This window comes from Streptomyces sp. Root431, from assembly GCF_001426585.1.
Lineage (GTDB): Bacteria > Actinomycetota > Actinomycetes > Streptomycetales > Streptomycetaceae > Streptomyces > Streptomyces stackebrandtii.
Genome location: NZ_LMEI01000001.1, coordinates 427,411 through 441,937 on the forward strand (window position 1 = coordinate 427,411; position 14,527 = coordinate 441,937).

At 71.5% G+C, this 14,527-nt stretch carries 7 protein-coding genes and 1 pseudogene; 1 reads left to right on the top strand and 7 read right to left on the bottom strand.

Translation table 11 applies throughout. From position 1 onward, the window contains the following. Positions 1–90 precede the first annotated feature (90 nt). The 6 genes and pseudogenes from obgE to ASC82_RS01980 all read right to left on the bottom strand — a co-directional run bounded on the left by obgE (position 91) and on the right by ASC82_RS01980 (position 8,513). Positions 91–1,530 carry a GTPase ObgE gene (gene obgE, locus ASC82_RS01955; protein WP_056640494.1) on the bottom strand — a complete coding sequence of 480 codons (1,440 nt, stop codon included), beginning with the start codon at positions 1,528–1,530 and terminating at the stop codon, positions 91–93. 104 nt (positions 1,531–1,634) lie between these two features. Beyond that, entirely contained in the window at positions 1,635–1,889 is a 255-nt protein-coding gene (gene rpmA / locus ASC82_RS01960) for a 50S ribosomal protein L27 (protein ID WP_056640498.1), read from the bottom strand. A 13-nt stretch (positions 1,890–1,902) separates the two neighbouring features. After that, the gene (gene rplU / locus ASC82_RS01965) at positions 1,903–2,223 is read right to left on the bottom strand and encodes a 50S ribosomal protein L21 (protein ID WP_056558958.1); all 321 of its coding nucleotides are present in this window, start codon (positions 2,221–2,223) and stop codon (positions 1,903–1,905) included. A 243-nt stretch (positions 2,224–2,466) separates the two neighbouring features. Then, positions 2,467–6,193: pseudogene (locus tag ASC82_RS01970) on the bottom strand (Rne/Rng family ribonuclease). Positions 6,194–6,427: 234 nt separating this feature from the next. Then, positions 6,428–7,219, bottom strand: coding sequence for a TIGR03936 family radical SAM-associated protein (locus ASC82_RS01975; protein ID WP_056640501.1), 792 nt, complete (start codon positions 7,217–7,219; stop codon positions 6,428–6,430). 124 nt (positions 7,220–7,343) lie between these two features. After that, positions 7,344–8,513, bottom strand: a complete 1,170-nt coding sequence (locus ASC82_RS01980; protein ID WP_056640503.1) for a hypothetical protein — start codon at positions 8,511–8,513, stop codon at positions 7,344–7,346. 211 nt (positions 8,514–8,724) lie between these two features. On the opposite strand from ASC82_RS01980, the gene ASC82_RS01985 reads away from it, so the two are divergent. Then, entirely contained in the window at positions 8,725–10,701 is a 1,977-nt protein-coding gene (locus tag ASC82_RS01985; RefSeq protein ID WP_056640506.1) for a glycosyltransferase, read from the top strand. Positions 10,702–10,898: 197 nt separating this feature from the next. Here ASC82_RS01985 and ASC82_RS01990 read toward each other — a convergent pair whose 3' ends face one another. Next, positions 10,899–14,510 carry a bifunctional glycosyltransferase/CDP-glycerol:glycerophosphate glycerophosphotransferase gene (locus ASC82_RS01990; RefSeq protein ID WP_056640509.1) on the bottom strand — a complete coding sequence of 1,204 codons (3,612 nt, stop codon included), beginning with the start codon at positions 14,508–14,510 and terminating at the stop codon, positions 10,899–10,901. Positions 14,511–14,527: the final 17 nt, after the last annotated feature.

The window sequence follows — 14,527 nt, forward strand, 5'->3', positions numbered from 1 at the left end:
GGAGAGGGCCGCCGCACACATCGGCGGCCCTCTCCTCGACAAACCCTTCCAGAACGGGTCGGACCCGATCCAGAATCTGTCGGACCCGATTTAGAAGGGGTCGAACTCGTCGAACTCGCGCTGGGCGTCGTCCCGCGCCGCGTCGCGGTCGCGGCGGCGCTGCGCCGCCGGACGCGGGGCCTCCAGACGGTGGTCCTCGCCACGGCGGCCGAGCATCTCGGCGCCCGCCATCATCGAGGGCTCCCAGTCGAAGACGACCGCGTTGTCCTCGGCACCGATCGCGACGCCGTCGCCCGCACGGGCGCCCGCCTTCATCAGCCGGTCCTCGACGCCGAGGCGGTTGAGGCGGTCGGCGAGGTAGCCCACGGCCTCGTCGTTGTTGAAGTCGGTCTGGCGGACCCAGCGCTCGGGCTTGTCGCCGCGCACCCGGTACACGTCCTCGGCCTCGTCGTAGATGACGGTGAAGCCCGCGTCGTCGACGGCCTTCGGAGTGATGACGATCCGGGTCGCCTCCTCCTTCGGCTTGGCCGCGCGCGCTTCCGAGACGATGCCGGCGAGGGCGAAGGAGAGCTCCTTCAGACCCGTACGGGCCACGGCGGAGGCCTCGTACACCTGGTAGCCGCGGGCCTCCAGGTCCGGGCGGATCATGTCCGCGAGGTCCTGGCCGTCCGGGATGTCGATCTTGTTGAGGACGACGATGCGGGGCCGGTCCTCAAGGCCGCCGTACTGCCGGAGCTCCTCCTCGATGATGTCGAGGTCGGAGATCGGGTCGCGGTCGGACTCCAGCGTCGCCGTGTCCAGGACGTGCACGAGGACCGAGCAGCGCTCGACGTGCCGCAGGAACTCCAGGCCCAGGCCGCGGCCCTGGCTCGCGCCCGGGATCAGGCCCGGCACGTCGGCGATCGTGTAGACGGTCGAGCCGGCCGTGACCACGCCCAGGTTCGGGACGAGCGTCGTGAAGGGGTAGTCCGCGATCTTCGGCTTGGCGGCCGACAGGACGGAGATGAGCGAGGACTTGCCGGCGCTCGGGTAGCCGACGAGGGCCACGTCGGCGACGGTCTTGAGCTCCAGGACGATGTCCCGCGACTCGCCGGGCTCGCCGAGGAGTGCGAAGCCGGGGGCCTTGCGGCGGGCGGAGGCCAGCGCCGCGTTGCCGAGGCCGCCGCGGCCGCCCTGGCCGGCGACGAAGGTGGTGCCCTCGCCGACGAGGTCCGCGAGCACGTTGCCCTGCTTGTCGAGGACGACGGTGCCGTCGGGCACGGTCAGGACGAGGTCCTGGCCCTCCTTGCCGGAGCGATTGTCACCGGCGCCGGGCTGACCGTTGGTGGCCTTGCGGTGCGGCGAGTGGTGGTACTCGAGCAGGGTGGTGACCGACTGGTCGACGACCAGGGTCACGTCTCCGCCGCGGCCGCCGTTGCCGCCGTCGGGTCCGCCGAGCGGCTTGAACTTCTCCCGGTGAACGGAGGCGCAGCCGTGGCCTCCGTTACCCGCGGCGACATGCAGCTCGACGCGGTCCACGAAGGTGGTCATGGTTGTGCCTCCAGTTGTTCCGTACGGAATGTCTATCTAGTAACACGCGAAAGGCGGACCCGCTTCCCGTACGGGAAGTGAGGTCCGCCTCCGCAAAGATCCGATCAGGCGACCGGAACGATGTTCACGACCTTGCGGCCACGGTGGGTGCCGAACTGCACCGAGCCGGGCAGCAGGGCGAACAGCGTGTCGTCGCCGCCACGGCCGACGCCGGAGCCCGGGTGGAAGTGGGTGCCGCGCTGGCGGACGAGGATCTCACCAGCGGAGACGACCTGACCGCCGAAGCGCTTCACGCCGAGCCGCTGAGCGTTGGAATCGCGCCCGTTCCGGGTGGACGATGCGCCCTTCTTGTGTGCCATGTCTCAGTCCCTCTTACTTCGCAGCCGCGGGGATACCGGTGACCTTGATCGCCGTGTACTGCTGGCGGTGACCCTGGCGACGGCGGTAGCCGGTCTTGTTCTTGTAGCGCAGGATGTCGATCTTGGCGCCCTTGTGGTGGTCCACGATCTCGGCCTGAACCTTGATCCCGGCCAGGACCCACGGGTCGCTGGTCACGGCGTCGCCGTCGACAACGAGCAGGGTCGAGAGCTCGACCGTGTCGCCAACCTTGGCAGTGGGAATCTTGTCAACCTCAACGATGTCGCCGACAGCAACCTTGTGCTGGCGACCACCGCTGCGCACGATGGCGTACACGCGGATCTCTCTCTCACTCGGGATGAAACCTCTGAAGCCAGCCACTCACACGGACCCGAGGGCCCGCGGCGTTCCGGAATCGGACGAGCGGCCTCTCCCGGCAAGCGGGAGGGAGGTGCTCAGAGGCGCGACGTATCCAGTCAGACACGCCGACGGTCTAGGTTACGGGCGGCTGCCGCAGGGGGTCAAATTCGCCCGACCGGGTGCGGGCCGTCCCGAAGGGGACGGCCCGCACCCGATGGATCAGTCCTGGGCCGGAGCCGTGGTCTTCTCCGCCGCCTTCTTGGCCGGGGCCTTCTTGGCGGTGGTCTTCTTCGCGGCCGTCTTCTTGGTCGCCGCCGTCTTCTTGGTGGCGGCCTTCTTGGCCGTGGTCGTGGCCTTCTTCGCCGTCTTGCGCGCGGCCGTCTTCTTGGCCGGCGCGGCCTCGGCCTCGGGCTCCGCCTCCGCGGACCCGGCCGGGGCGGTGGCGACCACGAGAACGGCCGCCTCCTCGGCGCCCGCGGGCGAACCGGCGGGAGCGGTGGCCTTGCGGACCACCCGGCGACGGGCGCGCGGCGGGGCGGCCACGGGGGCCTCCTCGACGACGGGCTCGGGCGCGGTCTCCACGACGGGCTCCGGCTCCGGGGCAGTGACCACCTCGGCGACCGGCTCTGCGACCGGCTCTGCGACGGGCGCGGCGGCCGGCTCTGCGGCCTCCGTGGTCGACACGACCGGGGACGTCACGCGGCGCGTGGCGCGACGGCGGCCGCGCGCCGGGGCGGCGGTCTCCTCGGCCACCGGCTCGGCGACGGGCTCGGCCACCGGCTCGACGACCGGCTCGGCCTCGACGACGGGGGCCGGCGCCACGACCGGCTCCGGCTCGACCACGTAGGTCTCGGTCTCGACGACCCGGGCCGGGGCGGAAGGCGCGGTCACCCTGCGGGTGGCGCGACGGCGGCCACGACCGCGCGTGGCGGCGGCCTCGGCCTCGGCGATGCTGCCGTACAGCTCCTCGTCCGCGGCGATCGGCTCGGGCAGGGCCACCGGTGCGGCCAGCTCCGCCGCGACCTCGGCCTCGGTCTCCGCCTCGGTCTCGACGGTCTCGTGCTCGTGCTCGTGCTCGTGGACGTGCTCGGCGCCGCCACGGCGCTTCTTCGCCCGCTTGCCACCGCCGCCGGCGGCCGCCGGCTGCTCCATGTGGACGATGACACCGCGGCCGTTGCAGTGGACGCAGGTCTCGGAGAAGGACTCCAGGAGGCCCTGGCCGACCCGCTTGCGGGTCATCTGGACCAGGCCGAGCGAGGTGACCTCGGCCACCTGGTGCTTGGTCCGGTCGCGGCCCAGGCACTCCAGGAGGCGGCGGAGCACCAGGTCGCGGTTGGACTCCAGGACCATGTCGATGAAGTCGATGACGACGATGCCGCCGAGGTCGCGCAGGCGCAGCTGGCGCACGATCTCCTCGGCCGCTTCGAGGTTGTTCCTCGTCACGGTCTCTTCGAGGTTGCCGCCCTGGCCGGTGAACTTGCCGGTGTTGACGTCGACGACGATCATCGCCTCGGTCTTGTCGATCACCAGCGAGCCGCCGGACGGCAGCCAGACCTTGCGGTCCAGCGCCTTCATGAGCTGCTCGTCGATCCGGTACGTCGCGAAGACGTCGACCTCGCTCGTCCACTTGGACAGGCGGTCGGCCAGGTCCGGGGCGACGTGCGAGACGTAGCCGTGGATGGTCTCCCACGCCTCGTCGCCGCTGACGATGACCTTGGAGAAGTCCTCGTTGAAGATGTCGCGGACGACCCGGACGGTCATGTCCGGCTCGCCGTAGAGCAGGCTCGGCGCGCTCGTCGAGATCTGCTTCGCCTTCTTCTGGATGTCCTCCCACTGCGCCTGCAGACGCTCGACGTCACGGCGCAGCTCGTCCTCGCTCGCGCCCTCGGCGGCGGTGCGCACGATGACGCCCGCGTCCTCGGGGACGATCTTCTTGAGGATGGTCTTCAGGCGGGCGCGCTCGGTGTCCGGGAGCTTGCGGCTGATGCCGGTCATCGAGCCCTCGGGCACGTACACGAGGTAGCGGCCGGGCAGGGAGACCTGGCTGGTCAGGCGGGCGCCCTTGTGGCCGATCGGGTCCTTCGTGACCTGCACGAGGACCGACTGGCCGGACTTGAGGGCGGTCTCGATGCGGCGCGGCCCGTTGGCCATGCCGAGCGCCTCGAAGTTGACCTCACCGGCGTACAGGACGGCGTTGCGGCCCTTGCCGATGTCGACGAAGGCGGCCTCCATCGACGGCAGGACGTTCTGGACCTTGCCCAGGTAGACGTTGCCGACGTACGAGGTGGCCTGCTCCTTGTTGACGTAGTGCTCCACGAGCACGTTGTCTTCCAGGACGCCGATCTGGGTGCGCTCGCCGCTCTGGCGGACGACCATGACGCGCTCGACGGCCTCGCGGCGGGCCAGGAACTCGGCCTCGGTGATGATCGGGACGCGGCGGCGGCCCTGCTCGCGGCCCTCGCGGCGCCGCTGCTTCTTGGCCTCCAGGCGGGTCGAGCCCTTGATGGACTGGACCTCGTCGGCGCCGGTGCCGGGCTCGGCCTTCTCGCGGGCCGGGCGGGGCTCGCGGACCTTGACGACCGTACGGACGCCTTCCTCGTCGGTGCCCTCGACATCGGCGGCGGCGTCCCCGCTGCGACGGCGGCGGCGACGGCGACGGCGGGAGCTGCTGGAGCCGCCGGCGTAGGCCTCGGACTCGTCCTGCTCGTCCTCGCCCTCCTCGGCCTCTTCCTCGGCCTGGAGCTCGTCGGACTCCTCGGTCTCGTCGACCTCGGTGAGCTCACCGCGGCGACGGCGACGGCCGCCACGGCGGCGACGGCGGGACGGGCGGTCGCCGTACTCGTCCGTCTCCTCGGTCTCCTCGGCCTCTTCGAGCTCGTCGGCGGAGGCCTCGATCTCGGGCTCGTCGGCGACGGTGGCCGGGACGGGCTCGACGGCGACGGGCTCGCCGCGGCGACGACGGCGACGGCGGGAGCCGGACTCGGCGCGCTCGACGGGCTCGGGGGTCTCCTCGACCTCGGCGGCCTCGACGGTCTCGACGGTCTCGTCGAGCTCGTCCTCCTCCGGCTCCGGCTCCACGACCTCGGCGGCTGCCATGGCGGCCGTCTCCGGGGTCTGGAACATCGGCTCGGAGAAGACCGGGGCCTGGAAGACGGCGACGGCGGGACGCTCGGCGCGGCGGGCGCGGGACGTCTCCGGCTTCGTGACGGGCTCGGAGGTGAACTGCGGCGAGGTGGCGCGGCGGCGGCCGCGGCCACGGGTGGCGGCGGTCTCGGCGGCGGCGACCTCGGCCTCGTCGGCGGCGATCTGCGCGACGGCGGCCTGCGGCAGCGACTCACCGGTGGCGGCCTCGACGGTCGCCTCGGGGGCGGCCTCGGGCGAGGTGACCCTGCGGGTGGCGCGGCGGCGGGTGCGCGGGGCGGGGGCCTCGGCGGCCTCCTCGACCGGAGCGGCGRCGGYCTCGGCGACGGGCGCGGYCTCGACCGCGGGCTCCTCGGCAGCGGCCGGGGAGGTCACCGGCGAGGTGGCCTTACGGGTCGCACGGCGACGCGCCGGGCGCGCCGGAGCGCGAGGTGGCCTTACGGGTCGCACGGCGACGCGCCGGGCGCGCCGGAGCGGCCTCGGCCTCGTCGGCYKGAGCGGCGGCGGTCTCGGCGACSGGCGCGGTCTCGGCGGGGACGTCCGCGAGGGGGGCGCCGACCTCGACCGTCTCGACGGCCGGGGCGGTGGCCTTGCGGGTGGCGCGGCGGCGGGTGCGCGGCGCGGGGGCGGCCTCGGCCTCGACCGGGGCGGCCTCCACGGCCGGGGTCTCGGCGGCCGCTGTGGTCTGGGTGGCCTCGGCGGCGCCCGTCACCGGCGGACCGGCGGGGCGGGAAGCGGCGCGGCGCCGACGGCGCGGCGGCAGCTTGTCACCGGGGGCGTTGGTGTCTTCGTTGGACTCGAGCATGCGGGCGGTTCTCCCGTCACGCTCCCGGGCGCCGCGTCTGGTTCCGGTCCGGCGGCACGATCACGCCTATAGCGCGGTGCCGCCGTCCGGGGCGCGGGCGCCGCACGGGAGCTGATGTCTGGCTCGCCGGTTCCGTACGCCCTGTGCGTACGGCCTGGCGAAAGTCTCCTGGTCAGTGCGCTGCCCGACCCAGGTGGCTCCCGAGTACCAGGGCGGCGCTACAACGACCGCTCCCTACGCGGTACCTGCACCCGGCGCCGTCGCTGAGGCGGTCGCGGCGGCCGTGGATGAAGCGGCCGTGACTGCCTCGCGGTCGGGCGCGAGCGGGTCGGTCACCGTGCCGGACTCCTCGTCGAAGAGCCCCTGCGCCAGCCTGGTCACCGCAGCGGGGACCGGCGGCGCCAGGTCGGCCACAGCTCGGAGACCGGACAGGACGTCGTCGGGTCGTACGGCAGGTGTCACGTGCCGAACAACCAGCCGCAGTATCGCACAGGCGCTGTCCAGCGGCCTATCACCCTGGGGATCGCCCTGGGGACGGGAAACCGTCAGCTCGGTGACCGCGGAGCGGGCGTCGAAGGTGCGGATGCCGTTCTTGGTCTTGCGCTGTACTTCCACCGTCTCGGCCGCGAGAAACGCCTCGGCGGCCTTCTGCGCGTCCTCGACGGAGACGCCTTCGAGTCGCAGCTCCCACACGGAGGCGGTGAGCCGCTCGGCGAGGCCCGAGGTCCGGGCCTCGACGGCGTCGGTGATGTCGAGGCCCGCGGGAAGGGACTCGTCGAGAAGCGCCCGCAGCGTCTCCGGGTCGCGCGTCTGGGTGAGCGCGATCTCCAGGTACTCGGCCTCGGAGCCCGTACCGGTCGGGGCGGCGTTGGCGTACGACACCTTGGGGTGCGGGGTGAAGCCGGCCGAGTACGCCATGGGCACCTCGGCGCGGCGCAGCGCACGCTCGAAAGCGCGCTGGAAGTCACGGTGGCTGGTGAACCGGAGGCGGCCGCGCTTGGTGTAGCGCAGTCGGATGCGCTGCACCGCCGGTGCGGGCGGCGGGCCTTCGGGCTGTCGCTTGCCCAGTGGTTCTTCTCCTCGGTGCGGGGCGGGCGCGGGGGGCGCGCCGCCCTCGGGTGTACGGGGGTTCCCTCGGGGCCGCGCCGGCTCACCCCCGCTTGTGCAGGGAGATCTCGGCCTCGGCCACCATGCCGGGAAGGGTCTGTTGTGGTGCAGCACCTCCCAGGTTACGCGCCTGGCCCCGTATGGCGTTCACAGGCTCGGGCTGCCGCTCCCCGCCGACGAGTGCGTGCCACGCGTCGCGGCGCGCCCGGCGCACCGTCTCCCGTGCCGAGGCGAGGGCCGCGCGGACGGCTCGGCCGGTCTCCACGGCGGCCTGCTTCGCCGGGCGCCACAGGGCGTCGCGGACGACGTGCCCGACCGGGGTGCACACGTCGCGGTAGAACCAGCGCAGGGGGCGGCCGAGCAGGTTCCAGGCGAGCCACTTCAGGGCGCGGCCGACCGCGAGGGAGAGGTAGCCGGCGACGCGCCAGGCGACCGCGAGGGCGTCGCCGATCTCGCGGCCGATGACCGCGAGGACGCGTCCGACGGGGGCGAGGACCCAGCGGTAGAGGAAGACGGCCGGGATGACGACGAGGACCTTTCCGAGCCACATCAGGCCGGTGGCGATGCCCTTGCCGACCCACATCAGGCCTGCGGCGATGCCCTTGCCGAGCCATACGAGGCCGCGGCCGATCCAGGCGAGGCCATGGCCGAGCGGGGTGAGGAGGTAGCGGTACGCGCCCGAGGCGAGCGGCACGACCACGTACCGCCAGAGGGCCGTCCACGGCCACACCAGGGCCGCCCACAGCGCCAGGCGGGTGCCGCGCCCGAGCGGTGCGAGCAGCCGGGTGTACAGCCAGGCCGCCCCACGGGCAAGCCCGTGCCCGAGGGGCGTCAGGACGGTCCGGTACAGCCAGGCCGCAGGAGCGGCGATCAGGTGGACGGCGAGCGGCACGACGACGTAGCGCCACAGCCCGAGCCAGGGCCAGTAGAGGACGGCTTTGCACAGCCACCACGCCGCCGTGGCGACGGCCTCGGCCATCCGGGCGATGCCACGCCCGACGGGGGCGAGGACGTGCTCGTGGAACCAGTCGAAGGCCCGGCCGAGCGGGCGCAGCAGCACCCGTCCCAGGAAACCGCCGCACAGGGCGAGCGCGTCCCATACGAGGCGCACGGGGACGACGACGATCAGCACCACGATGCGTACGGGAATCCTGATGGCCGCCGTCAGACAGCCCTCGGGATCCGGCCGGCGCTCCGCTTTCTCCGGATACATGTGTCGGGAGACGCAAAAGGTCCGTTCACGGTTCACCGGGGCGACCGGATCCGGACTGTTCGGTGCCACCTCAAAGGGTGGCCCCGTAGCCTAGGTCCCTACGACTGTCCCCCCACACTCACCTTGCGCATCCCCCCACCTACCCCAGGACACGTTGAGGCCCGGTATGAAAATATCTTTCCTTCTGGTTGATCGCTGTCACATCGGCGGCGTGGTCAGCGCCATCCACAACCTGGCCAAGGCGCTCGCTGACCACCACGAAGTCGAGCTGGTGTCCATGCGCCGCAACCTCGACCAGGCGTTCTTCCCGCTCGACCCCCGGGTGAAGACCCTCGCCCTGTCGGACATGCGGAAGCACTCGCACACGTACGACGGCGACGACCCGATGATCGAGGTCTTCCCGCACATCTACCCGAACGAGCCCACGGACAAGAAGCCCTGGGTCAGCCGGCTGGCCGAGAAGCGGCTGATGGAGTACCTGGCCACGACCGACGCCGACGTCGTGGTCAGCAACAACCCCAAGATCACCATCATGCTGGCCCACTCCGACCGCGACTTCCTGAAGGTCGCCATGGAGCACTCGCGCCCCGCGCGGTACGGCCCGCACATCCGGGACGCGCTCTTCCGGGACGCGTACCCGAAGATGGACGCGATCACCGCGCCGACGCCGGACGAGTGCAAGACCATCGCCGGGGTCGTCCCCGCCGTGAGCCACCTGCTCTCCCCGATGCCCAACTGCATCCCGGCCCACGAGGGTCAGATGTCCACCGGTGACAACAAGATCGTCGTCACCGCGGGTCTGCTCAAGACGCACAAGGGCTTCGCGGACCTCATCGAGGCCTTCTCCACCGTGGCGCCGCGGCACCCGGACTGGAGCCTGCGGATCTACGGCTCCGGCCCCGAGCGCGCCAACCTGCGCAAGAAGATCAACGACACGGACAGCAACAACCAGATCTTCCTGATGGGCCCGGCCACCCCGGTCACCCCGGAGTTCGCCAAGGCGTCCCTGTTCGTCCTCCCCTCCCACCTGGAGGCCTTCGGCAACGTCACCGTCGAGGCGATGGCGGCCGGTCTGCCGGCGATCTGCTACGACGCCCCGCACGGCCCGCGCAACATCATCAAGCAGGGCGAGGACGGCTACGTCGTACCGCTCGGCGACAAGGCAGCGCTCGCCGAGCACATCGAGAAGCTGATCTCCGACGAGGACCTGCGCCGGAAGATGGCGGCCGCCGCCGTGGCCAACGTGGTCCGCTTCCAGGAGGCCGAGACCGCCGCCCGCTTCGAGCAGCTCGTGGAGACCATGCGGGCCCGTCGGGCGGTCCCCCGCTCGGCCGCCGCCGTGGTCACCCCGCAGGGCGACGTCCGGGTCCGGATCGACGGGCTGCCCGCCGACAGCGACGCCGAGCTGGTCTGCAAGGACATCCGCAAGAAGGCCGACGAGGTCGTCCTGCCCTTCGTCGGCGGCGAGGCCGTGGTCCCGGCGCTCGGCAAGCTCGTCGAGGGCGACTGGGAGCTGACGATCCGCGCCGCCGGTTCGCAGATGCCGCTGAAGTCGGCCGGCTGCGACACCCTCCACATCCTGTCGCTGAAGCTGCCCCGCACCGAGGGCCCCGCCCTGTCCGTGCTGCTGCCGTACGCCCACACGGACGGCACCCTGCGCGTGCAGAGCCGCGTGCGCGCCCAGCACGTCGAGGTCTCGGCCCTGCACGCCGGCGCCACCTCGATCGTCGTCGACGCCGCGGCCTGGGGCGTCACGCCCGGCAGCGGCAGCGTGATCGAGGCCGTCCACCGCAAGGAGGCCGACAAGAACTTCACCTTCCCGGTGAAGGCCGGCGCCGACGGACGCTTCACGGCCACCCTGGACAACGCCGCCGCGGCCCGCCTCCACCAGCCGGGTGCCGAGGACGTCTGGGACCTCTTCCTGCTGCCGGACAAGGACTCCGCCCGGATCCGCGTCTGCAAGCTGGCCACGGACGTGCTCACGCCGATGGACGTCTTCACCTACCCGTACCCGGTGGTGAAGCAGTCCGGCGCCCCGGTCGCGGCCCCCGTGGACACCAAGGCGAAGAGCGGCTGGCGCAACCGGCTGTCGGCCGTCCCCACCGCCGTCGCCGGAGCCCGGCACGAGCTGCGCCCGTACTTCTCCAGCAACGGCCAGCTCTCGCTGAAGATCATCGACAAGAAGTGACCGGCGAGCGGTAGCCGGACCCCCGGCTACCGCTCCACGGGCCCCAGCCAGGCACCACGGGCCCGAGCCGCGCACCACGGGCCCCAGGCCCGGCACCACCCACGGCCCGGCACCACGGCCCGGCCCGGCCCGCACGACGGAGCCCCGGCCCGCAGGGAGAACCTGCGGACCGGGGCTTTGTCGTGTGCCCGGGGCGCCTAGAGCGGCGCGCCGTCCTCGGCGATCTTGAACATCAGGTCGGCGAGGCGCTCGGCGGCGTGGCCGTCGTCGAGGTCGCAGAACTGGTGGTGGAACTCGTCGTACTTCTCCTGGTACGCGACCTTCACCTCGTCGATCTCCCGGATGGCCTGGAGCAGGTCGTCCGAGGTCTCCACGAGCGGGCCCGGGGCGTCGTTCTCGAAGTCGAAGTAGAAGCCCCGCAGACGGTCGCGGTAGTGCTCCAGGTCGTACGTGAAGAACAGCATCGGACGACGCAGGTGCGCGTAGTCGAACATGACCGAGGAGTAGTCCGTGATCATGATGTCGGCGGCCAGGTAGAGGTCCGCGATGTCCGGGTACTCGGAGACGTCGTAGACGAAGCCGTTACCGGCGCCGGGGATGCTGTCCACGATGTTGGAGTGGCGCCGGATGAGGAAGACGTGGTCGTCCCCGAGGCGGCGGCGGGCGTCCTCCAGGTCGACCCGGAGGTCGAACTTGAACTGGCCGCGGGCGTGCGAGAGGTCGTCGCGCCAGGTCGGCGCGTACAGCACGACCTTCTTGCCCTCGGGGAGCCCGAGGCGCGCCTTGACCTCCGCGGCCCGCTCGTCGCGGTCCTCGGAGTACAGGTAGTCGTTGCGCGGGTAGCCCGTCTCGGCGATCAGGCCGTTGTAGCCCATGGCCCGCTTCAGGATGGGCGTGCTGAACCGGTTCGAGGAGACGAGGATGTTCCAGTTCGCCGCCTCCTGGACCAGGCGCTCGTGGTAGTTCGGGTCGAACTTCGGCGCCTCGATGTCCAGGCCGATCTTCTTCAGCATCGTGCCGTGCCAGGCCTGCACGATCACCTGTCCCGGCCGCCGCTTGATCCAGTGCGGGAGGTGGGCGTTGGTGATGATGTAGCGCGAGCGCGCCAGGGCGTCGTACCAGTCGGTGCCCTGGAAGCGGACCGCTTCGAGCGTGTCGGGCAGCTCGACCTGGCCGTCGCGGACCAGCCAGCGGTGCTTCAGGTCCGAGCCGCGGCGCAGCAGCTCCTCGTGGACGGCGCGCGGGCTATCCGAGAACTGCTTGCCGTTGTAGCTGATGTACAGGACCTCGTCGCGCAGCGGCAGCTCGCGGCCGCGCTCGTAGACCTCGTGGCGCAGCTGGTACTGGCGGTTGGCGCCCCGCTCCAGGTCCGTGAGGTCCGGGAGGCAGTTGAGCTGGGGGTGGTCCTGCCAGTGGACCTCCATCCGGTAGTCCCGGCCGTTGTGCGAGCCCTCCAGCGGGAACTGGGTCACGGCAAGGCGGTCGACGACGAGCGGCAGGGGCTGCTCGCCCTCTTCGGAGGTCTCCAGACGGAGCACCCAGCGGCCGGCCTTGAGCGGCAGGCGGCTGTTGGTGCCGGTCATCGTGGCGGGACGGAAGGAGGCCTCGAAGGTGCCGTCCGGCAGGACGTTCAGCGGGACGGTGCGCTCGTCGAAGCGGCCCTTGGCGCTGATGACGAGGTGGTGGTCCGCCAGGTCCACGGGCGCGGCGCCGCGGACGAGGAACGTCCCGTCGGCGAAGGCGATGCCGGTGATCCGGGCGCGCAGCGGGCGGCCGGAGAACTTCAGGTAGCCGTTGGCTCCGGAGAGGACGGCCACCTCGTTCTGCATGGCCTCCTCGCCGAACTCGGCGGGCAGACGGACCTGGAGGTCCGCGAGGCCGTCGCGGACGACGACCTTGACGGAGCGCTGCTTGGCGCCGGGCTCCGTGACGCGTATCTGGGTGCTCCAGTTGCGGCGCATCGTCTTCGCGGCGTCGGCGCCACCGCCGGAGGCGGCCTCGGCGCTGTCCTGGTGCTCCGGGAGCAGGGCTATGTCGCGCAGGGGGACGCGGATCCGCAGCTGCGTGTGGCCGCCGGAGACGCCCACGACCTCGGCCGGGTAGGTGAGCACCTCGCCGCTGTTCTGGTTGGCGACGCGGAAGAGGATCTCGGTGCCCATGGCGAAGGTCTCACGGAAGACGCCGTCGATGACGATCTCGTCGCCTTCGGACGTGAAGCCGTTGATGACGACCGGCACCTTCTCGATGCGCAGCTTGAGCGCCGCGCGCCGGATCTCCGGGACCATCCGGAAGTCGTCGTCGAGCCACTGGTAGGGCGGGTACGTCAGGCGGTCCGTGCCGTACGAGTGCACGGAGCGGGAGCGCACGAGGCCACCGGACATGACGCGCATGCCCACGTGCCAGAGGCCCTCCTGCCACTTGCCGCCCTTGCGGAAGCGGGCGGGGTCGATGACGGTCTCCCAGCCGGCCCAGTCGAAGCTGTGGCCGCGGCCCTTGTGGCCGGAGGCGGTGGTGGCCTCGGGGGCGAACCGGTTGCCCAGCGGGACGAGGACGCGGCGCTGGGTGCCGTCCTTCTTCAGCTGGAGCAGCTTGACGACGCTGCGCTTGCCGGTCTGGTCGACGCGGTCGATCCAGGCGTGGCCGGACAGCTTCAGCTTGCCGTCCTCCCACGTCAGCTCGTCCAGCGGGGAGCGCAGCTGGAGGTCCTTGTCGACGCGCAGGAGCTTCTTGGGCACCAGGTCGCCGCGGGCTTCCAGGGCCGAATAGCGGGCGTACTTGCGGACGACGCCGTCGAGGCCGACGGGCTCGCCGAGCCGCTCCGCCTCGATGAACTCGACCAGCTCGTTCGCGGCGTGCTTGCGGGTCAGCAGCCACTTGACGCGGAGCGCCGTGGGCAGCGTGTTGATCAGCTTGGGGTCGATCTGGTCGAGGAACTTGTTCGCGACGCGTATGAACTCGGCGCGGTACTCCTCGTCACCGTCGGGCATCACGTTGAGGAAGATGCGCAGGTCGCCGGTGAGGACGGTCTTGTCGTACGCGAGCTTCAGCGCGTCGGCGTCGGGGTCGTTCTGCTCCGCGAGGAAGCGGCTGACGTGCTCGCAGCCGGTGGCCCGGTCGCGGGCCGCCTTGGGCTCGTTGCGGCGCTGGGTGATCGAGGGGTTGGCCTCGCCCTCGCGCAGACGCCAGTAGTACGTGGCGTCGCTGATGATGTCGACGGACTCGGCGAGGAACTGGGCGGGGACGATGACCGGGGTGTCCTCGTACAGCACGCCCTCGGGGAAGCGCAGGCCGTGCTGCTCCCAGAAGTCGCGCCGGAAGAGCTTGTTGCAGGCGAGGCGGTCCGTGAGGAGGTTCCGGTTCTTCCGGACGTGCGTCTTCTTCACGGCGCCCCGGGAAAGGAACCGGTGCATCGGGGACTGCCACACCCGGGTGGAGTTGATGTGCTCCACGTTGCCCGTGGCGAAGGAGGAGCCGGTCTCGTCCAGGCTGCTGATCATGAGCCGGAAGGCGTCCGGCGGGATCAGGTCGTCGCTGTCGACGAACGTCACGAACTCGCTCTCCGGCGCCAGGCTGTCGAGTCCCGTGTTGCGGGCGGCACCCAGGCCGGCGTTCTCCTTGCGGATGAGCCGGAACCGGGCGTCCTTGTCGGCGAACTCCGCCGCGATGGCGTTGGAGTCGTCGGTGGACCCGTCATCGATCATGAGAACTTCCAGGTCCTGGAAGGTCTGCACGGCCAACGAGTTGAGGCAGGCGGGTAGGTACTCCGCCACGTTGTAGATCGGGACGATGACGCTGAGCCGGGGTGCCATGGAGTTCTGCGTTCCTT

Excerpts from the sequence above, each read along its gene's own strand:
- obgE (WP_056640494.1), bottom strand. The coding sequence starts at position 1,530 with ATGACCACCTTCGTGGACCGCGTCGAGCTGCATGTCGCCGCGGGTAAC.
- rpmA (WP_056640498.1), bottom strand. The coding sequence starts at position 1,889 with ATGGCACACAAGAAGGGCGCATCGTCCACCCGGAACGGGCGCGATTCC.
- ASC82_RS01990 (WP_056640509.1), bottom strand. The coding sequence starts at position 14,510 with ATGGCACCCCGGCTCAGCGTCATCGTCCCGATCTACAACGTGGCGGAG.
- ASC82_RS01980 (WP_056640503.1), bottom strand. The coding sequence starts at position 8,513 with ATGTATCCGGAGAAAGCGGAGCGCCGGCCGGATCCCGAGGGCTGTCTG.